The organism is Arthrobacter sp. 08Y14 (assembly GCF_002929455.1).
Lineage (GTDB): Bacteria > Actinomycetota > Actinomycetes > Actinomycetales > Micrococcaceae > Arthrobacter_B > Arthrobacter_B sunyaminii.
The window spans coordinates 742876-762237 of the sequence record NZ_PJIX01000001.1; the positions used below are offsets into that span (position 1 = coordinate 742876).

At 65.0% G+C, this 19362-nt stretch carries 17 protein-coding genes, 1 tRNA gene and 1 pseudogene; 13 read left to right on the plus strand and 6 right to left on the minus strand.

Going from position 1 to position 19362, the window contains the following annotated elements; all coding sequences use genetic code 11:
• The first annotated feature begins 56 nt into the window (after positions 1–56).
• The 3 genes from CXR03_RS03460 to CXR03_RS03470 all read left to right on the plus strand — a co-directional run bounded on the left by CXR03_RS03460 (position 57) and on the right by CXR03_RS03470 (position 1394).
• Positions 57–133 (plus strand) — tRNA-Pro (locus CXR03_RS03460).
• Between the two features lie 118 nt (positions 134–251).
• On the plus strand, positions 252–665 hold the full coding sequence (locus CXR03_RS03465) for a PaaI family thioesterase (RefSeq protein ID WP_104101944.1): 414 nt from the start codon (positions 252–254) through the stop codon (positions 663–665).
• Between the two features lie 93 nt (positions 666–758).
• Positions 759–1394, plus strand: a complete 636-nt coding sequence (locus tag CXR03_RS03470) for a dihydrofolate reductase family protein (protein ID WP_104101946.1) — start codon at positions 759–761, stop codon at positions 1392–1394.
• A gap of 18 nt (positions 1395–1412) precedes the next feature.
• Here CXR03_RS03470 and CXR03_RS03475 read toward each other — a convergent pair whose 3' ends face one another.
• Positions 1413–2309, minus strand: coding sequence for a phosphoribosylaminoimidazolesuccinocarboxamide synthase (locus CXR03_RS03475; protein WP_104101947.1), 897 nt, complete (start codon positions 2307–2309; stop codon positions 1413–1415).
• Positions 2306–3628 carry a phosphoribosylamine--glycine ligase gene (gene purD / locus CXR03_RS03480; protein ID WP_104101949.1) on the minus strand — a complete coding sequence of 441 codons (1323 nt, stop codon included), beginning with the start codon at positions 3626–3628 and terminating at the stop codon, positions 2306–2308. The genes CXR03_RS03475 and purD overlap by 4 nt, the downstream gene beginning before the upstream one ends.
• 117 nt (positions 3629–3745) lie before the next feature.
• On the opposite strand from purD, the gene CXR03_RS03485 reads away from it, so the two are divergent.
• From CXR03_RS03485 to purM, 6 genes are all read left to right on the plus strand, one after another.
• Positions 3746–5338 (plus strand): molybdopterin-dependent oxidoreductase, encoded by a 1593-nt coding sequence (locus CXR03_RS03485; RefSeq protein WP_104101950.1) that lies wholly within the window; start codon positions 3746–3748, stop codon positions 5336–5338.
• Positions 5339–5342: 4 nt separating this feature from the next.
• A complete protein-coding gene (locus tag CXR03_RS03490; protein WP_104101952.1) occupies positions 5343–6365 on the plus strand; it encodes an asparaginase in 1023 nt (340 codons plus the stop codon).
• Between the two features lie 20 nt (positions 6366–6385).
• Complete coding sequence (locus CXR03_RS03495) at positions 6386–6766, plus strand: sterol carrier family protein (protein ID WP_104101953.1); 381 nt, start codon at positions 6386–6388, stop codon at positions 6764–6766.
• Positions 6767–6791: 25 nt separating this feature from the next.
• Positions 6792–7079 (plus strand): hypothetical protein, encoded by a 288-nt coding sequence (locus CXR03_RS03500; protein ID WP_104101955.1) that lies wholly within the window; start codon positions 6792–6794, stop codon positions 7077–7079.
• A gap of 71 nt (positions 7080–7150) precedes the next feature.
• Positions 7151–8719 carry an amidophosphoribosyltransferase gene (gene purF / locus CXR03_RS03505; RefSeq protein WP_104101956.1) on the plus strand — a complete coding sequence of 523 codons (1569 nt, stop codon included), beginning with the start codon at positions 7151–7153 and terminating at the stop codon, positions 8717–8719.
• A complete protein-coding gene (gene purM, locus CXR03_RS03510; protein WP_104101958.1) occupies positions 8716–9831 on the plus strand; it encodes a phosphoribosylformylglycinamidine cyclo-ligase in 1116 nt (371 codons plus the stop codon). Before purF ends, purM begins: the two co-directional genes overlap by 4 nt.
• Before the next feature lie 192 nt (positions 9832–10023).
• On the opposite strand, the gene CXR03_RS03515 is transcribed toward purM, so the two are convergent.
• Complete coding sequence (locus CXR03_RS03515; RefSeq protein ID WP_104102792.1) at positions 10024–10260, minus strand: DUF3073 domain-containing protein; 237 nt, start codon at positions 10258–10260, stop codon at positions 10024–10026.
• Between the two features lie 277 nt (positions 10261–10537).
• Between CXR03_RS03515 and CXR03_RS03520 the strand changes: the two genes are divergently transcribed.
• Positions 10538–11737, plus strand: a complete 1200-nt coding sequence (locus CXR03_RS03520; protein WP_104101959.1) for a septum formation family protein — start codon at positions 10538–10540, stop codon at positions 11735–11737.
• A 27-nt stretch (positions 11738–11764) separates the two neighbouring features.
• Here CXR03_RS03520 and clpB read toward each other — a convergent pair whose 3' ends face one another.
• The gene (gene clpB / locus CXR03_RS03525; RefSeq protein WP_104101961.1) at positions 11765–14395 is read right to left on the minus strand and encodes an ATP-dependent chaperone ClpB; all 2631 of its coding nucleotides are present in this window, start codon (positions 14393–14395) and stop codon (positions 11765–11767) included.
• A 209-nt stretch (positions 14396–14604) separates the two neighbouring features.
• Positions 14605–15213, minus strand: a complete 609-nt coding sequence (locus tag CXR03_RS03530) for an SRPBCC domain-containing protein (RefSeq protein WP_104101962.1) — start codon at positions 15211–15213, stop codon at positions 14605–14607.
• Between the two features lie 515 nt (positions 15214–15728).
• Between CXR03_RS03530 and CXR03_RS03535 the strand changes: the two genes are divergently transcribed.
• Complete coding sequence (locus CXR03_RS03535; RefSeq protein ID WP_104101964.1) at positions 15729–17702, plus strand: penicillin-binding transpeptidase domain-containing protein; 1974 nt, start codon at positions 15729–15731, stop codon at positions 17700–17702.
• 113 nt (positions 17703–17815) lie between these two features.
• Here CXR03_RS03535 and CXR03_RS03540 read toward each other — a convergent pair.
• A pseudogene (locus CXR03_RS03540) lies at positions 17816–18187 on the minus strand (YccF domain-containing protein); the annotation flags it as partial.
• A gap of 88 nt (positions 18188–18275) precedes the next feature.
• Here CXR03_RS03540 and CXR03_RS03545 point away from each other — a divergent pair.
• The gene (locus CXR03_RS03545) at positions 18276–18758 is read left to right on the plus strand and encodes a pyridoxamine 5'-phosphate oxidase family protein (RefSeq protein ID WP_104101965.1); all 483 of its coding nucleotides are present in this window, start codon (positions 18276–18278) and stop codon (positions 18756–18758) included.
• A 20-nt stretch (positions 18759–18778) separates the two neighbouring features.
• Complete coding sequence (locus tag CXR03_RS03550; RefSeq protein WP_104101967.1) at positions 18779–19342, plus strand: HutD family protein; 564 nt, start codon at positions 18779–18781, stop codon at positions 19340–19342.
• Positions 19343–19362 lie beyond the last annotated feature (20 nt).

A 19362-nucleotide genomic window follows, 5' to 3' on the forward strand; every position in this document is an offset into this window, starting at 1 on the left:
TCTACACTTGTAAAGTTGCTTCAGCGGCGGGGAAACCCGGCACGGAGCAGTGGTTACGGGGTGTGGCGCAGCTTGGTAGCGCGCGTCGTTCGGGACGACGAGGTCGCAGGTTCAAATCCTGTCACCCCGACCAAACAAAGAGAGTCTGTCATTCGGCAGGCTCTTTTTTGTTGCCCTTCTCCTCCCGGCACCGAGTACGCTTCAATCCAACCCTTTCAGGCCGCACGCTGCTCACCACGGAGGAAACAACCATGGGCATTACCCCTCAGATGATTCGGCAGCTCGTTCCGTTTGCCGAATTCCTGCAGATCGATTTTCCCGAACTGTCGCCGCACCTCGTGGTGGCGCAGCTTGCCGACCGGCCGGAATACGGCACCATCGGAGGCGGAGTGCACGGCGGCGCGGTGATGGCCCTGGCGGACATCGCCGCTGCAGTCATGGCGGTCATGGCCTCCGGTGACCCCTCAGCCGCGCCGGCAACAATGCAATCCTCCACAAACTTCCTGCGGCCGGCACGCGGTGTCCTTCGGGCCGAAGCCGAGGTAACGCGGATGGGCCGCACCACCGTCGTGGACGTCCGGGTTACGGACAGCTCCGGTGAGGCCTGTGCGGTGGTGCGCCAAATCGTGTCCGTCAAACCCGCAGCCCAGCCTGCCTCCATCTGAGCCGGCAAGCGGTGCGTCCCGTTCCCGTACCCTTGATCTGTGAATTCCCGGCGGTAAGCTCGTGGCGACAGCACACGCCACCAGGAGCTCCCCATGGTTGTCCGCGTTGATCTCAATATCTCACTGGACGGGTTCGCCACCACCACCGACCAAACTCCGGAAAACCCGTTTGGTGAAGACTGGTCCCGGCTGGTGGGCCCGTATACCGCCACCCGGACGTTCCAGGACCGCGTCCTGCATGAGCCCGCAGGCGGCACCACCGGTGTGGACGACAAATACGCCGCCGAGTACTTCGACGGCATCGGCGCCGAAATCATGGGAGCGGGCATGTTCGGGCTGCACAACTTCCCCGACGACCCGTCCTGGCAGGGGTGGTGGGGCGACGAAACCCCGTTCCGCTACCCGGTCTTCATCCTTACCCACACCACCCGTGCACCCATCGACGTGCCTGACGGAACAAGATTTGAGTTCCTGGCCGCGTCACCGGAAGAGGCGCTGGAACGGGCGGTCGATGCGGCCGGCGGCGAGGACGTGCGGATTGGCGGCGGTCCCACCGTGGTCAAAGCGTTCCTGGAAGCCGGGCTGGTGGACCGGATCCACGTAGGCATCACACCGATCCTGGGCCGCGGCATCAACCTCTGGGACGGCCTGCGCGGCCTGGAGGACGGCTACCAAGCCAGCGCCGAAGCAGCCGACGACGGCGTCACCCACCTGACCTTCCGGCGCTGAGTCCGCACGCCGCACGCATCAAGTAAAAGTCCGCCCGGTGAGCCGCTCGTACGCCTCGACGTAGCGGGAGCGGGTGCGCTCGACGACGTCGGCGGGCAGAGCAGGCGGCGGAGTGTCCGAAGCCTTGTCCCAGCCGGATTCAGGGGAGGTCAGCCAGTCCCTGACGTACTGCTTGTCGAAGGACGGCTGGGCCTTGCCCGGCTCGTACAGGGACGCGTCCCAGAACCGCGAGGAATCCGGGGTCAGCACCTCGTCTCCCAATGTCACCAGGCCGGTGGCGGGGTCCAGGCCAAACTCCACCTTGGTGTCCGCCAGGATGATCCCGCGGCTCCGGGCAATGGCCTCGGCCGCAGTGTAGATGTCCAGCGTCAGGTCGCGGATCTTCGCAGCCGTTTCGGCACCGACAGCCGCCACAACGGCGTCGTAATTGATGTTCTCGTCATGCTCACCCACCTCGGCCTTCGCAGACGGGGTAAAGATCGCGGGGTCGATCCGTGAGCCGTCAACCAGTCCCGCGGGCAGGGGCACATCGCATACCGTCTGCGACCGGCGGTACTCGGCCAGCCCGGACCCGGTCAGGTAGCCGCGGGCAATGGCTTCCACGGGGTACATGTCCAGTTTTTTGCAGATCATGGCTCGGCCGGACACTTCGGCAGGAACACCCTCATCAGCGGAAATGACGTGGTTGGGGACGTTGCCGAGCTGGTCGAACCACCACAGGCTCAGCTGGGTGAGGATCCGGCCCTTGTCCGGAATGATGCTGGACAGCACGTGGTCATAGGCGCTGATCCGGTCGCTGGCCACCACCAGGACCTTCTCCCCCGCCCCCGGTGCGGACAGATCAGCAGGAACGTACAGGTCGCGGACTTTTCCGGAATAGACATGGGTCCAACCGGCCAGTTCGGGGGCGCTCATGCCAGCTCTCCTTCAATATCACGGCCCGCAGGGGACTGGGAGCCCGCGGGCACCATGACCTCACCCCGCAGTGCTTTCAGGGCGATGTCGCTGCGGTACTGCGATCCGTCCAGCCGGATCTCCTGCACCCCCGCATAGGCGAGCGCGCGTGCTGCCTCCAGATCGGCGCCCAGCCCGACGACGGCGAGCACCCGCCCGCCCGCGGACACCACTTTCCCGTCATCGTTGAGTGCGGTGCCTGCATGCAGCACGTGCACGCCGTCGAGCCTTTCGGCCTTTTTCAATCCTCGGATCCGGTCACCGGTGCGCGGCGTGTCCGGGTAATTGGCGGCGGCAACCACCACGGCAACCGCCGTCCGGGGATCCCATTTGAGCTGTTCCATGGCATCCAGCTCGCCCTTCGCGGCGGCCATCAGCAGTCCGCCCAGCGGAGTCTTCAACCGGGCCAGCACGGCCTGGGTTTCCGGATCGCCGAACCGCGCGTTGAACTCGATGACACGCATCCCGCGTGATGTCAGTGCAAGGCCGCAGTACAGAACTCCAACGAAGGGAGTGCACCGCGCTGCCATCTCATCGATCGTAGGCTGGGCCACGCGGCGGACAACGTCATCAACAAGGTCCGCCGGCACCCAGGTCAGCGGTGAGTAGGCGCCCATTCCGCCGGTGTTGGGGCCGCCGTCGCCGTCAAAAATGCGCTTGAAATCCTGTGCCGGTGCCAGCGGCACCACGTTGCGGCCGTCGGAGAGGACAAAGAGGGACACCTCGGGACCGTCCAGGAACTCCTCGATCACCACGGTGCCGCCAACATCGAAGCAGGCGCGGGCGTGGGCCAGAGCCTCGTTACGGTCGGAGGTGACCACCACTCCCTTGCCGGCGGCGAGCCCGTCATCCTTGACAACGTAGGGGGCACCGAAGGTGTCCAGGGCGTCGGCGGCCTCCTCCGGGTTGGATGCCATCCGGGCCATGGCGGTGGGAACGCCCGCCGCTGCCATCACCTGCTTGGCGAAGGCCTTGGACGCCTCCAGCTGGGCGGCCGCCTTCGAGGGGCCGAAAACGGGGATGCCTGCTTCGCGGAGGGCATCGGCCACGCCGGCGGCGAGCGGAGCTTCAGGGCCGATCACCACCAGGTCCGAGTCGAGGCTGCGGGCCAGCGCCGTCACCTCCTCCGGGCTGGACGCGTTGACCGGGTGCACCGGAACCATCTGCGCGATGCCCGCGTTTCCGGGGGCTGCGTGCACCTCGCGGACGTACGGATCTGCCAGCAGGGATCGGACAAGGGCGTGTTCGCGGCCGCCGGGGCCAACAACTAGAACCTTCACAGTAGTTCAGCGTACTGGGTGCGCTTCGGCAGCCGAAAGAACTGCGGCCTTGTGACGAAGCTGCCCCGGCACAGTGACCGCACCCATACAAACGCCCTCCCGCCGCGAATAGGAGCCATGACCGCTTCCCCGAAGTACCCGGCCCACCGGCCCCGGAACCTTCCAGCCCTGCCCTACGCCGCGCTGGCGGGCATCCTCGCCGCCGGAACCGTCCTGGCTGCAGCGGAACTGGCGGGGGCCTTCTTTACCGCCCGCGCCCGCCCGCTGATTGCCTTGGGATCCACGTTCATTGACTTCACCCCCCTGTGGTTGAAGAACTTCGCGGTGGAAACCTTCGGCACCAATGACAAGGCAGCTCTGTTCGCGGGCATGGCCCTGACCATCGCGGTACTCGCGGGCTGCGCAGGGATATTGGCGCGCCGCCGCTGGGAGCTGGGCGTGGCCGCCGTCCTCATCATGGGTGCGGTGATCGTGGCCTGCGTGGTGACCAGGGCCGGAGCCTCCCCTGTGGACGCCATCCCCACGGTGCTGGGCACTGCAGTGGGAATTGGCGTCCTGCGCGGATTGATCCGCCGCACTCCTGCCGCCGAATCCGGTGAATCCAGTGGCGGCCGGTCCCCCGCTCGGCTCCGGAACCACCCCACCCGGCGAGGCTTCTTCACTGCCGCCGGGCTGACCGTCATCGCGGGAACTGCTGCCGCGGCCGGCGGCCGGGCCATCGGCGCAGCCCGGAACACCACTGCTTCCTTCCGGGCAGCACTAAAACTTCCTGCCGCCGCGCAGACCGCGCCCGCCCTGCCCGCCGGGCTGCAGTCGCCGGTGCCCGGAGTGACCCCGTGGCTGACCCCCAACGCGGACTTCTACCGGATCGACACCGCCCTGAGCGTGCCGGAAATTGACGCCGAAACCTGGGAGCTGCGCATTCACGGGATGGTGGAACAGGAAGTGCGGATCAGTTTCGCCGAACTGCTCGACGCGGACCTCGTGGAACGCCACCTGACCCTGACCTGCGTCTCCAATCCGCTCGGCGGCGACCTCGCCGGCACCGCCAAATGGCTCGGACTTCCCGTACGTGAACTGCTGGCCCGGGCCCGCCCCGCCGCTGACGCGGACATGGTGCTCTCCACCAGCGTTGACGGCTTCAGCGCCTCCACTCCGCTGGAAGTGCTCCAGGATGACCGGGATGCCCTGCTGGCCGTGGGAATGAATGGTGAACCGCTGCCCCCGGTGCACGGTTATCCCGTGCGCATGGTGGTGCCCGGGCTCTACGGATTTGTTTCCGCCAGCAAATGGATCGTGGACATGGAAGTGACCCGTTTCGACGCGCAGACCGCCTACTGGACGGACCGCGGATGGGCTGAGAAAGCGCCCGTGAAAACCATGGCCCGGGTGGAGGTTCCGGCGTCGTTTGCCCGGGTTCCGGCCGGCCCCGTGGACGTGGGCGGCACCGCCTGGTCCCAGCAGCGCGGCATCACCGGGGTGGAGGTCTCCATCGACAACGGCGACTGGCAGCCGGCCGTTCTGGCAGCCGAGGCATCGGTGAATACCTGGCGCCAGTGGTCCTTCCGCACCGAAGACCTTTCCAGCGGCAACCACACGGTCCGGGCCCGCGCCACGGACCCGCAGGACGGTGTGCAGACCGGCGCCCGGGCCGACACGGTTCCGGACGGCGCCTCCGGCTGGCAGTCCGTTCAGTTCATGGTGGAATAGAAACATGCCTGCCACCTTTACCGCGTCCGATGCCGTTGAACTTGCCGTTGTTGAACGCAGCGGTTTCATCGAGTCCCGCCACATCGGTTCCGCGGTGGTCATGGCTGCTGACGGAACCGTTGTCACGGCCCTTGGCGACATCACAACGCCCATCTTTCCGCGGTCTACGCTGAAGCCCTTCCAGGCCGTGGCAGCCATGCAGGCCGGGGTCCCCCTGCGCGGAGCGCAGGTTGCGCTGGCCGCCGCCAGCCACACGGGTTCCAAGGAACACACGGACGTAGTCAAGACGATGCTGGCCGCTGCCGGCGTCACCGAGGACCATCTGCAGTGCCCCGAAGACTGGCCGCAGGATGAGGCCGCCCGCCACGAGCTGATCCGTGCCGGCAAGGGCAAAAACAAGCTGGCCTTCAACTGCTCCGGCAAGCACGCCGCCTTCCTCTGGGCCTGCACCGAAAACAACTGGGACCACGCCACCTACCTGGACCCGCAGCATCCCCTCCAGCAAAGCATCGCGGGCGTCATCGAAGAATTCACCGGCGAAAGTGTCAGCCACTGGGGAACCGACGGCTGCGGTGCGCCCCTGGCCGCTGTTTCGCTCACCGGGCTGGCCCGCGGCATCGGCCGCCTGGCCAAGGCTCCGTCCGGGAAACACGGCAATGCCCGCGCCGCCACGGTGGCCACCGCCATGCTGGACTACCCCTGGGCTGTTCACGGCCACGGCCGTGAAAACACGGTGGTGATGGAGGACCTTGGCATCATTTCCAAGAACGGCGCCGAAGGCGTCCTGGTCCTGGGCACCAACACCGGTGTGTCAGTGGCGCTGAAGATGCTCGACGGCGACACCCGGGCCGCGTCCCTGGTGGGCCTGACCCTGCTGGCCGCCAGCGGCGCGGTGGATCCCGGCAAGATCAGCGCGGTGCTGGACAAGATTGTCCGTCCCGTTCTGGGCGGCGGCGCGCCCGTGGGCAGCATCCGTCTGGGCGCACCCGTGACGGCGCTGCTGGATTCCGCACTCCTGGATTCCTGAGCGGACCGGCTGGACAACCCATGGCACGACGACGGGTCCCCGCCACCGACGGCGAAGCTGCGCTGCGCACTGCCCTCGCTGCCGCTGCTGCAGGGACGAAACCGGACCGGAACACCCTGGCCACGGCCGTCCGCTATTCGCTGGAAGAGCTGGCGGAACGGGCGCCGGGCAACAGCGTAGAGGTTCGGGTGCCGCCGTTCGGCGTCACCCAGTGCGTCGCCGGCCCCCGGCATACCCGCGGCACCCCGCCCAATGTGATGGAAACCGACGCGGCCACCTGGTTGGGCCTGGTCTCCGGGCAGCAGTCCTGGAATGAGTCCGTTCAGGCCGGAAAAGTGGCTGCGTCAGGGCTGCGGGCCAACCTGTCTGAGTGGCTGCCGCTCTTCCGCGCAGGCCAATAACCTCTACTGCCGGTAGAATTTTCGTATGGATTCCCAGGAGCACAGTCCCGAACGCCGCGAAATTACCGTCCGGCGTGCCCCCCGTTTCGTCCCCTTCCTCCTGTTGGGCGTGATCGCAGGCTTCGTCGCAGCGCTGCTGGTCGCCTATATCGGCCCGGAAAATCCCACGTACACGCGGGAAGCCACCTTGGGCTTCTTCACCATCATGTTCGCGATTCCGGGTGTGTGCCTCGGCGCCCTGGTTGCCCTGCTCCTGGACTGGAACAGTGTCCGTAAAACCCGCCGTGCCGTCGTCGAACGGGACGAAGAGTAGTCCTGCTGCCACCGGCCGTAATGGTTGCGCACGAAGGTCTGGCTTTCCCCGCGGCGTGAGAGACTAATCTCATGGCACGCGGTGATGGAAAGCTTTCCCACGATCTCATGCCCGGCGAAAAAGGTCCGCAGGATGCCTGCGGAGTTTTCGGCGTCTGGGCCCCCGGCGAAGAGGTAGCAAAACTTACCTACTACGGGCTCTATGCACTGCAGCACCGCGGACAGGAGTCCGCCGGCATAGCCACCAGTGACGGCACAAGAATCAGCGTTTACAAGGACATGGGTTTGGTGTCCCAGGTCTTTGACGAGACGACGTTGAACACCCTGGGCGGTCACATCGCGGTGGGACACTGCCGCTACTCAACCACCGGTGCCTCGCACTGGGCCAACGCACAGCCCACTCTCGGCGCAACCGCCAGCGGCACAGTGGCGCTGGCCCACAACGGGAACCTGACCAACTCTGCTGAACTCTACGAAATGATCGTTGCGCGCGAGGGACGGCCCCGCTCCGGCGAGATCGCCCAGGGCAACACCTCGGACACGGCACTGGTCACGGCCCTGCTCAACGGTTCCGACGGGCGCTCGCTCGAGGAAACGGCCCTGGAGCTGCTGCCCAAACTGCGCGGCGCATTCTCCTTCGTGTTCATGGATGAAGGCACCCTTTATGCCGCCCGTGACACCTACGGAGTGCGCCCCCTGGTCCTCGGACGGTTGGACCGCGGCTGGGTCGTAGCCTCGGAAGGCTCCGCCCTGGCCACCGTGGGCGCCAGCTTCATCCGCGAAATCAAACCCGGTGAGTTCATTGCCATTGATGAGAACGGCATCCGCAGCAGCAGTTTCGGCGAGCCCACTCCCGCCGGCTGTGTCTTCGAATACGTCTACCTGGCCAGGCCCGACGCCGTCATCAACGGACGCTCCGTGTATGAAAGCCGGGTGGAAATGGGTCGCCAGCTCGCCCGCGAGCACGCGGTCGAAGCGGATATTGTGATTCCCGTGCCTGAGTCCGGAACTCCCGCCGCCGTGGGTTATGCCGAAGAGTCCGGCATTCCGTTCGCCCATGGATTCGTCAAGAACTCCTATGTGGGACGCACTTTCATCCAGCCCAGCCAGACGCTGCGTCAGCTGGGCATCAAACTCAAGCTCAACGCGCTGGAATCGGTGATCCGGGGCAAGCGCGTGGTGGTGGTCGATGACAGCATTGTGCGAGGCAACACCCAGCGGGCCATTGTGCGGATGCTGCGCGAAGTCGGCGCCAAAGAGGTGCACGTCAAGATTTCCTCGCCGCCCGTCCAATGGCCCTGTTTCTACGGGATCGACTTCGCCTCCCGCGCAGAACTGATTGCCAACGGTGCGGCCGTGGAGGAAATCTGCACGTCCATCGGGGCCGACAGCCTGGCGTACATCTCCGAGGACGGCATGATCGGAGCCACCCAGCAGCCCCGCCAACGCTTGTGCACTGCCTGCTTCACCGGCGTGTATCCGATTGAGCTGCCGGCAGCGGACAAACTGGGCAAGTCCCTGCTGGAGTCCGCGGCGCCGGCCAACCCTGCGGACGCAGACAGCGCCAACGGCTGTGATCCCGGACCCGATTCCGAGTTTGAGAACCTCCTCACCGAATCCGATAAGAAGGAAGCCGTATGAGCTCGTCCGACACCGCCATCACCTATGCCTCTGCGGGCGTGGACGTTGAGGCCGGAGACAAAGCCGTTGAACTGATGAAGGCAGCTGTGAAGGCTACCCACAATTCCTCCGTTCTGGGAGGAGTCGGCGGTTTCGCCGGGCTCTATGATGTGTCCCGGCTCCTGACCTACAAGAAGCCCCTGCTGGCAACGTCCACCGACGGCGTGGGCACCAAGGTTGCCATTGCCCAGGCCATGGACATCCACGACACCATCGGTTTTGACCTGGTGGGCATGGTGGTGGATGACATTGTGGTGGTGGGTGCCGAACCGCTGTTCATGACCGATTACATTGCCTGCGGCAAGGTGGTTCCGGAACGTATCGCGGACATTGTCCGCGGCATTGCTGCGGCGTGCGAGGTGGCCGGCACAGCGTTGGTGGGCGGTGAAACCGCCGAGCACCCCGGGCTGCTGGGCGAACACGAGTACGACGTCGCCGGCGCAGCTACCGGTGTGGTGGAGGCCGCCAATCTGCTGGGCCCCGAACGCGTCCGCGACGGAGACGTGGTGATCGGAATGGCCTCCTCCGGCCTCCATTCCAACGGTTACTCGCTGGTCCGCCGCGTCATCAACCGTGCCGGCTGGCAGCTGGAGCGCCAGGTCAGCGAGTTCGGTCGGACACTGGGTGAAGAGCTCCTGGAACCCACCCGCGTCTATGCCGCTGATTGCCTGGATCTGGCCCGGCTGGAAACCGCAGGCGTCCACGGTTTCAGCCATGTCACCGGCGGCGGCCTCGCCGCCAACCTGGCACGCGTGCTGCCCAAGGGCCTCGAAGCGACGGTGGACCGCTCCACCTGGGAGCTGCCGCCCATCTTCAAGCTCGTGGGTGAGCTGGGCAATGTGCCGCAGTCCGATCTGGAACGCACCCTGAACCTCGGCGTGGGCATGGTGGCCATCGTGGACGCGGCCGGCGCGGATGCGGCTCTGGCCCGGCTGGCAGAGCGCGGCGTCCCCGCCTGGGTCATGGGTACCGTAGGTGCCGCGGGCCCGGCGCAGGCAGGCCCGGACTACGTCCAGGGAGCCAAGGGCGTCGACGGCGGAGCCGTCCGGCTGGTGGGGAACTACGCAGGCTAACGGGCCGAACCTCCACCAGGGCCTCAACACAAAGGGCGCTCATCGGCTTCGATGGGCGCCCTTTGTTGTGCCCCGTCCAGGGAGAGGAAAGGTCCTGCTGCGGACGGTAACGCGCCTTAACGGCCTTCAGCGGATCCACCCGAAGGTGATCCGCTGAAGGATAGCAATTGGCCGACGCTTTGAAGTGCCGCTTTAGCCGGTGCGGCGGGAAGTACCTTCATCGTCGTCATCGTCGCCAAATTGATCCGCGTACTTGTCTTCGTACGCCGAGTAATCCGGCTCGGCCGGTTCCTCGGGATATCGACTCGATGGACGGCTCGTTGGTCCCGCAAGCTCACGCTGCAGTGCCGAGTAGTCCGTGGCCGGGGTGAAGTACTTCATTTCCCGGGCCTGCTTGGTTGCTTTTGCCTTTTGACGGCCGCGCCCCATGGCGTGACCCCCTTTTTGCGTCGATCCGGAGGTGGTCGCTCTGAGCAAGATGAGCGAGGCCCCGGAATATTTGGTCAATTTGTCGTAAGTACAGGTTACATGTTTTCGGGCGGCCTTGTGCCCCGCCTCGCCCGATGTGGCGCTCCAAGACCCCTGATTGTTCGCGGCGCCCCGCACCCCTCATCCTGCACGACCGCACCCACACTGGGTAAAGTCAGGGGTAGAGACAGATTTTGGGCCCTTTTCGGGCCGCCTACAGGGAGGACTGACGTTCACCATGAGCGATAAAAACAGCACGCCGGGGACAGATTCCCCTCCCGCTTCGGGAGCGTCCCCGATAAAGCCAGCAGCGGATGAGGCTGGGGCAGCGACCGCCGCATCACCCGGGCTGCCGGACCTTGAAGCCCATGCCGAGGCACCGCAGTGGCTGTCAGGGGACATCGGACACGACACCCGCGTTTGGTCCGCCGCGTTCGAAGGCACCGACGCCGGACAGGACGACGGTGGCAGTACAGCCCCTGAAGCCGCTGACGCAAAGCCTGGCGCAATGGTGACTGAGGAACCGGAACTGACCAACCCGGACGAAGTCACGTTGGAAGAGCCGTCCCTGGGCAGCCCGGACATCAGCTCCGATGCAGCCGACGCCGCCTCGCTCAACGATGCAACTGCAGAAGTTAAGGCAGTGGAGGCTGAAGCGGCGGATGCGGCTGTCCTCACCGATCCGGCTGCCAATCATCCTGCGGCGGTCAGCCACACCGCGGGAATAACGGCAGCGGCTCCCATGACTGGCCCAGGGACCGCAGATGACACAGGGACCGCGGATGACGAATCCATGAAGGAGGAGGCTCCCCGCTCCGATGGCAACACGGATGGGACCTCCGGCAACGGCGAAGCTGCGGAGCCGCAGGCCGCTGCAGAGCCTGCGGACTCCCGGCGTTCCCGCCGCGGCACAGAGCCACGCGGCACCGCAGCACCACCCGAATCATCCGGGGAGCCTTCCGGCAACGGAACAACCAAGCGCACCCTGCTCATCATTGGTGTGCTCGGGGTGCTCGCCGTCCTCGTGGTGCTGTTCTTCACCGTGATCCTGGGTTCGGAAAAGGAACCGGGGGTGCTGGAAGAGAACGTTGCACCCATAGAACTGGATGCCGGAGCCTGCCTTGCCGATTTCACCGGAGTCAACGAGCCCGCCACGGTGGTCACCTGCGAGACTCCGCACAATGCCCAGCTGGTCGCCGCAGCCACCTATCCGGACAGCGACGAGTTCCCCGGCACCGAGGCACTCTCGGAACGGGCCACTGAGATATGCTCCCAGGTCCGCTACTCCGAGGCGTTGACCGAGTCCCCTGACCTGGAGCTTCAGGAGAACAAGGTCATCCCCACCCGCGAGTCGTGGGAAGACGGCGACCGCCGCATCGACTGCTTTGTGGTTTCCAGCAAAGAAGCGGACCTGACTGCCTCACTGCTCGCCGACTAGCTTCCCGAGGGCAGCCAGGCCGGCCGCTTAGGCGGCTTCCACCGTCAGACCCACCGGTTCCGTCACCAGCTCCTCGCCGTCCATGCTCACGTTTCCCTCCGGGCGGTCCACCAGCACGGTGTCTCCGTCACTGATCCTGCCGGCGAGGATGCCCCGCGCCAGCTTGTCGCCGATTTCGCGCTGCACCAGCCGGCGCAGCGGGCGGGCGCCGTAGGCCGGGTCATACCCGGTCAGCGCCAGCCATTCGCGTGCCGCGTCGGTGACGTCCAGCACCAGACGGCGTTCATGCAGCCGCTTCGCCAGCGCCTGCACCTGGATGTCTACGATCCTGGACAGATCCTCGAGGCTCAGCGGATCAAACAGGATGACGTCGTCCAGCCGGTTCAGGAACTCGGGCTTGAAGTTGGCGTTGACCATGGACATAACCGACTCCCGCTTCTGATCTTCCGTCAGACCGGGATCCACCAGGAACTGGGACCCGAGGTTGGACGTCAGAATCAGAATGACGTTGCGGAAGTCCACGGTGCGGCCCTGACCGTCGGTGAGCCGACCGTCGTCGAGCACCTGGAGCAGAATGTCAAAGACTTCCGGATGGGCCTTTTCCACCTCATCCAGCAGGATGACGGAGTACGGCCGGCGGCGCACCGCCTCAGTCAACTGGCCGCCCTCCTCGTACCCCACATATCCGGGAGGCGCTCCCACCAGGCGGGAAACCGCGTGCTTCTCCGAGTATTCGCTCATGTCAATGCGCACCATGGCACGCTCATCGTCGAAGAGGAACTCGGCGAGCGCTTTGGCGAGCTCGGTCTTGCCCACGCCGGTGGGTCCCAGGAAGAGGAAGGAACCAGTGGGCCGGTCCGGGTCGCTGACACCGGCGCGGGAACGGCGGACTGCGTCCGAGACGGCGCTCACTGCCTTGGTTTGGCCAATCAGGCGCGAACCGATGTTGGCCTCCATGTCCAAAAGCTTTTGTGATTCACCCTGAAGCATCCGGCCGGCCGGAACACCGGTCCAAGCGGAGACAACCTCGGCAATGTCGTCCGCCGTGACTTCCTCCGAGACCATCAGTTCATGGGTTTCCTCGCCAAAGTTGCTTTCTTCCGCCTGCTGGGCAGCTTCCAGCTCCTTTTGCAGCGCGGGAATTTCACCGTAAAGAATCCTCGAAGCTTCCGTGAGGTCGCCGTCGCGCTGGAACTTCTCCGCCTCGCTGCGCAGTTCATCGATCTGGGCCTTCAGATCACCCACGCGGTTCAGGCCCGCTTTCTCCGCTTCCCAACGGGCGTTCAGGGCAGCCAGCTCTTCCTTCTTATTGGCCATGTCTTCGCGCAGGACCGCCAGCCGTTCCACTGAAGCTTCGTCCGTTTCGTTTGCGAGCGCCAGTTCCTCCATGGTCAACCGGTCCACGGCGCGGCGGAGTTCGTCGATTTCCTCCGGCGCGGAGTCAATCTCCATCCGCAGCCGGGAAGCGGCCTCGTCCACCAGGTCGATAGCCTTATCGGGAAGCTGGCGGCCCGTAATGTACCGGTTGGACAGCGTAGCCGCGGCCACCAGGGCAGCATCGGCGATGGCCACCTTATGGTGCGCCTCGTAGCGTTCCTTCAGGCCGCGCAAAATCCCGATGGTGTCCGGAACACTGGGCTCCCCCACATAAACCTGCTGGAAGCGCCGCTCCAGCGCGGCGTCCTTTTCGATGTTCTCGCGGTATTCATCCAGTGTGGTGGCGCCAATCAGGCGCAGTTCCCCCCGTGCCAGCATGGGCTTGAGCATGTTCCCGGCGTCCATGGAGCCTTCAGCGGCCCCGGCGCCAACCACGGTGTGCAGCTCGTCGATGAAGGTGACAATCTGGCCTTCGGCGTTGGAGATCTCCTCCAGCACGGCCTTAAAGCGCTCCTCGAACTCGCCGCGGTATTTGGCACCGGCCACCATTGACCCCAGATCCAGGGACAGGAGGGTTTTGCCGTTGAGGCTCTCCGGAACATCGCCTGCCACAATCCGCTGGGCAAGTCCCTCGACGACGGCGGTCTTACCTACGCCGGGTTCCCCGATCAGCACAGGGTTGTTCTTGGTGCGGCGGCTCAGCACCTGGATAACGCGGCGGATTTCTGAATCCCGCCCGATAACCGGATCAAGTTTGCCGCTGCGCGCCATCTCGGTGAGGTCGGTGCTGAACTTCTCCAGCGCCTGGAAGGTGTTTTCCGGATCAGCATTGGTCACTTTTCGATCTCCTCGTACAGATGGAAGGGCTGCCTTCAAAGCGTCGTGGCCGGCTCCGTTGTCCCGCAGCGCCTTGCCGGCCGGGCCGCTGTCCAGGGACAGTCCGAGCAGTAGGTGCTCGGTGGACACGTAGGCGTCGCCCAGCTGTTCAGCTTCCTGCTGAGCCGCAGTGATCACCTGCAGCATGGAACGCGAGAACTGCGGCTGTGCCACGGAGGAGCCCGAAGATGACGGCAGCGAGTGGATCGCGTTGGACGCTGCGGCACTGACCGTATCCGCGCTCACGCCCGCTGCCTTGAGCAGGGCCACCGCAACCCCCTGACGCTGGTCCATCAGTGCTTTCAGGAGATGGGCAGGCTCGATTTGGGGGTTGCCTGCCGTGGCAGCGTTCATGGCAGCTGCCTGGAGCGCTTCTTGGCTCTTGTTGGTGAATTTGGTGTCCACTACGGGTTCCTTCCAAGCTCAAACTGGATTCCAGCTTCCGGAGCGAGTCCCAGAAAAGATCATCCCACCGGACGCAACAAAGTTGAGTCAATTCGACTCAACTTGAATTGTATAGGTTATCCACGGCGTTTGCACGACGATGAGGCACGGTTTTAGCGCACTTGGACCCAAAAATGTCGAACGCAGTTTCCGGACTGCGCGAGCCCGTTCTAGGAGAGGCCGGGAACGGCTTCGTGCTCGTGGTCCCAGTCCTCTTTGGCCCGCTCCCACTGGGCGTTTCGCGCCTCGTACAGCCGCAATTGCTCCCCTTCCAGCGAGGACCAGCCGATCACTCCCATAGTTTCCTGGAACTCCTCCCCACCGAGATGGCCGGTGAGGTGGTCGAGGAAGAATTCCCATCCCGGACCTGCTGCCCATTCCCCGGAATCCGAGTTAATGAGGAAGAAACCGCTGCGTACCGAGGCGTACTTCAGCTCCACATGCGTGTATGAATCCTCTGCAGCCAAATGCACTTCCAGTTCGGCAGTTTGGCCGCCCGGACGGGTAAAGGAGACCGTCAGCAACCGGGGTGGATCGCACCGCAGGATAGCACCCCTGGTCCCGTCGGGGAGCTCGTAGTTGCCTCCCCGCCGTAAATCTCCTTCTGGCCGTCCCACGTATTTCTCCAGGGCATCCGGCTCCGTCAGGGCCGCCCACACTTCTCCAATGGGATAGGGAATGATCCTGCCGACGACCATCATGAGCGCGTGGCCGGCTTGGATTTGCCGCCTGCCAAAAGTGCGTTCGGTGGCTGCAGCCGAGGCATACGGTTCAGGCATAGCTTCCACTCCTCTGTAGAACAACCGGCTGGGAACTCCGGCTCTTCCAGCGGCCGGCGGCGCCCGGGGTGCCACTGGGAGGAATCGCCGAAGCGGGTATGCGACAGGGCCGCGGAAGGCCGGCTTTCCATGACGGTAGCAGGGAAAATCTACGCTGCACAGGGTTCACGGCGTCATTGAATGACAGTACGCCTATGACTAAAACCATGGAAATGGAGGCCGGCAACAGGCATTTTATAGGTTCAAATTGTCCCCCCTTGCCGCACCAAAACCCAGCTGCCTACGCCCTTTTCCGAGGAAAATGCCGGAGGCTGCACTGCCGGGCTGTGCAGGATGGCTGGCTGCCGGAACATGCCAAAACACAGTTCGGACTCTTTACCTGGGCCTCCATGCTCTTTGCTGCGGGTATCGGGATTGCAGCACACACACCCCCGCAATGCGGTCGGATATATCCGGCCGCCCTCCGCGTGTGTCTTATGTCTTTGACCGGCCCCGGGCACGGGTACCCTGACCGGATGGGGAAAAACCGCACACTCACAACCGTTCTGGCTGTTTCGGCTCTCACGCTGACGCTGGTGTCCTGCTCCAGCGAGAAGCCGTCGCCCGATGATGCCGCAGCAGCGCTGGCGGAAGGCCTCAGCAACGCCGATCTGTCGGCGTCCTCCTTCACCGCGGGTACGCCAGCCCAGGTGAACACCGAACTGGAGACGCTGCTGGCCGGCATGGGCCCGGCCCGTCCCGCCGTCACCGTGGCCGGGATCGATGAAGACGCGGAGAACGACGACGCCGCCGCCGTCCGCCTGGCCTACGCCTGGGATGTGAACATGGACTCGGCTCCGGACTGGTCCTATGAAAGCACCGCCCAGCTGCGACGCGGCGAAGATGACGCCTGGCAGGTCCAGTGGGCCCCCTCCGTGCTCTTCGAGTCCCTCGCCGACGGCGACCGACTGGTCCGCACCACATCTCCCGGACTGCGCGCCGACATTCTGGACCGCAACGGCCAGCCCCTGATGGGCTCCCGCCCCGTGCTCCGGATCGGGATCAACAAGCCGGACATTCCTGAGGACCGGCAGGCGGCCTCCGCCACTGCGCTGGCCGAACTCGCAGGTTTGGATCCGGCAGGGTACGCGGCCCAGGTGGCGGCGTCCGGCCCCGAAGCCTTTGTAGAAGCCATCGTGCAGCGCCAAGAGGCGGACGGCCCCGTAACTCCGGAAGCCCTCGCCGGTATTCCGGGCGCGCTGTCAATCCCCGATTCGCGGGTGCTGGCCCCCACCAGGACCTTTGCCCGCGCACTGCTCGGCACGGTGGGCGAAGCCACTGCAGAGCTGATCGAGGAATCCGAGGGCCGTCTTTCCGCCGGCAACCAGACCGGGCTCTCCGGATTGCAGCAACAATATGACGAGCAGCTGCAGGGCACCCCCGGCGTGGCGGTCACCCTTGAGAACACGTCAGGCAACAACATCGTCTTCAGCATCAATTCCGAGGACGGCACGGCTCTGCAGACCACCCTCGATCCCCGGCTGCAGTCCCTCGCTGAGGGGATCCTGGAAGACGAGCCGTCGGCGTCGGCCATTGTCGCTATCCAGCCCTCAACCGGAGACGTCCTCACCGTGGCCAACGGGCCCGGCAGCGAGGGACAGCAGACTGCGCTTCTGGGCCAGTATCCGCCCGGCTCAACGTTCAAGATTGCCACCTCGCTGGCCCTGCTGCGGCAGGGAGTCACGCCCGACAGTTCCCTCTCCTGCCCAGCGGAACTCAGCGTTGACGGGCGCAAATTCAACAATGCGGGCAGCTATCCGGCGGCCTTTGTCGGGGAGATTCCCCTGCGGGATGCTTTTGCGCAGTCCTGCAACACCGCCTTCATCAATACCCGGGACACGGTGCCGCAGGACGCGCTGGCCTCCGCCGCACAGGATCTGGGCATCGGGGTTTCCGCTTCCATGGGCGTACCCGCGTTCTTCGGCTCCGTCCCGGAAGAAGCCGACGGAACGGCACACGCAGCGTCCATGATCGGTCAAGGCGAAGTCCTCGTCTCTCCGCTGGCTCTGGCCGTTGCCGCCGCATCCGTGGGCAAGGGCGAACGGGTGACTCCGCTGCTGGTTACCTCCAGTCCCGAGGCGGAAACAACGGACGCAGAGTCAGGATCGGCGTCAGCACCGGCTTCACCGTCCCCTTCCCCGGCGCCCACAGGCGCCGGCGACGCCGGAGCATTCACTGCGGCAGAGGCTGCGTCGCTGCGCGACATGATGCGCGGCGTTGTCACCGACGGCGGCGCCAACATGCTGGTGGACGTCCCGGGAGAACCGGTGCTGGCCAAGACCGGTACGGCGGAATTCGGCAGCGAGACCCCGCCGCGCACGCATGCCTGGGTGGTGGCTGTGCAGGGTGACCTGGCTGTGGCGGTGTTTGTGGCCGAAGGCGAACTGGGCTCCACCTCGGGCGGACCGCTGATGAAGGCTTTCCTGGACGGTGCCGCCGGCCAGCCTTAGCCCCGGTACTGTCCGCCGCGGGGAGGTCCGTACTGCCCTCCGGGTCCGTACCCGCCGGGCCCGTAAACACCGTACGGTGGGGCCGAGCCATACGGCATGATCCCGGGACGCCCGGTGGGAACAATGACCTTCCCCAGCGGCATCAGCGAGATCGGCACCATCTTCAGGTTCGCAATGCCCAGCGGAATGCCGATGATGCTGATGAACATCGGTATGGCCGTCATGATGTGCCCGGCGGCGATCCACACCCCTGCCACCACCAGCCAAATGACGTTGCCCGCCGTGGACAGCAGCCCGGGTGCGCCGCCGCGGTCCACTATGGTGCGGCCAAAGGGCCAGAAGGCGTAAGACGCGATCCGGAAAGAGGCGATGCCGAACGGGATGGTCACGATCAGCAGGCAGCACACGATACCGGCCAGCACATATCCCAGCGCCAGCCAGATGCCGCCGAACAGGAGCCAGATGAGGTTCAGGATGAGGTTCATCGTCTCATTGTGGTGCACCGTGGCCTGCAGCACCATGTCCCGGACGCCCGTTCATTGTGGTCGGTGCCCGTGCAACTAGACTGGAGGAATGTTGCCAATCAAAGATGATGCCGGGACACCTGCTACCAAGCCCGTGGAACTGACCGCCAACCAGTGCTGGGATTACATCCGCCAGGCTCCGATCGGCCGGCTGGCCGTCATTGCCGACCAGCACCCCGAAATTTTCCCGATCAACTTCGTCGTGGACCGGGGATCCGTTGTCTTCCGGACCGCCGAAGGCACCAAGCTTCGGGCAGCCCTGGAAGGCGCTGCCGTGGCTTTCGAGGTTGACGGTTACGATGACCGGCTAGGTTTCGCCTGGAGCGTTGTCCTGAAGGGCTCGGCGGCCCAGTTGGAGTCCATCGAAGAGGTCCTCGCCTCAGAGGAGCTTCCCCTGTTCCCCTGGCAGGCCGGGGATAAGAACCACTTCATGCGGATTGAACCGGCGGAGACCAGCGGCCGCAGTTTCCAAATCAACAGCGCAGCCCGCAGGCATTACCTGCGCGGCAAGCCGCAGCCTTCCGTCGAGTAAAAGAGCTAAGTAAGGACACCGTGACCAGCACAGTGAATGCTGCCTCCCCGATCATCCGGTTCCCGGAACTTCCCTCGGTTCCCTGGGGAAAGAACAACGGCCGGGTCAAGGAAATCGCTTCGGGAACAGGCTGGCGCCTCAGTGTTGCCTCCATCGACAAGCCCGGTGCCTTCACGGCCTTTCCGGGAATGGACCGGATTACGGTTCCGGTGGAGGGTGAACTGCTGGTCCTCACCGTGGACGGCGCCGAACACGGGATGGAGAAGTTCCGCCCGTTCCGCTATTCCGGAGACTCCGCAGTGGAGGCTGCCCTGCCCACCGGGCCGGTCACGGTGCTCAACACGCTTGCGGACCGCACCACCACCGGCGGCGCGGTGATGGTGGCCGAATTGTCCAAGAAGAATCCGCAGACGCTCGGATCCGGCCAGTTCCTGGTCCTGCTTCACGGCAGGGCCACGGTTACTGCGGACGGTGGTACGGCAACAGCACTTGAGCCGCTGGACACCGTGGTCGGTGCCGATGAACGCCCGTCAGTGCTGGGACGCGGATTCGCCGCCGTCGTGTCCTTCTACGACTTGGACTAACCCGGAACACAACAGCGAAA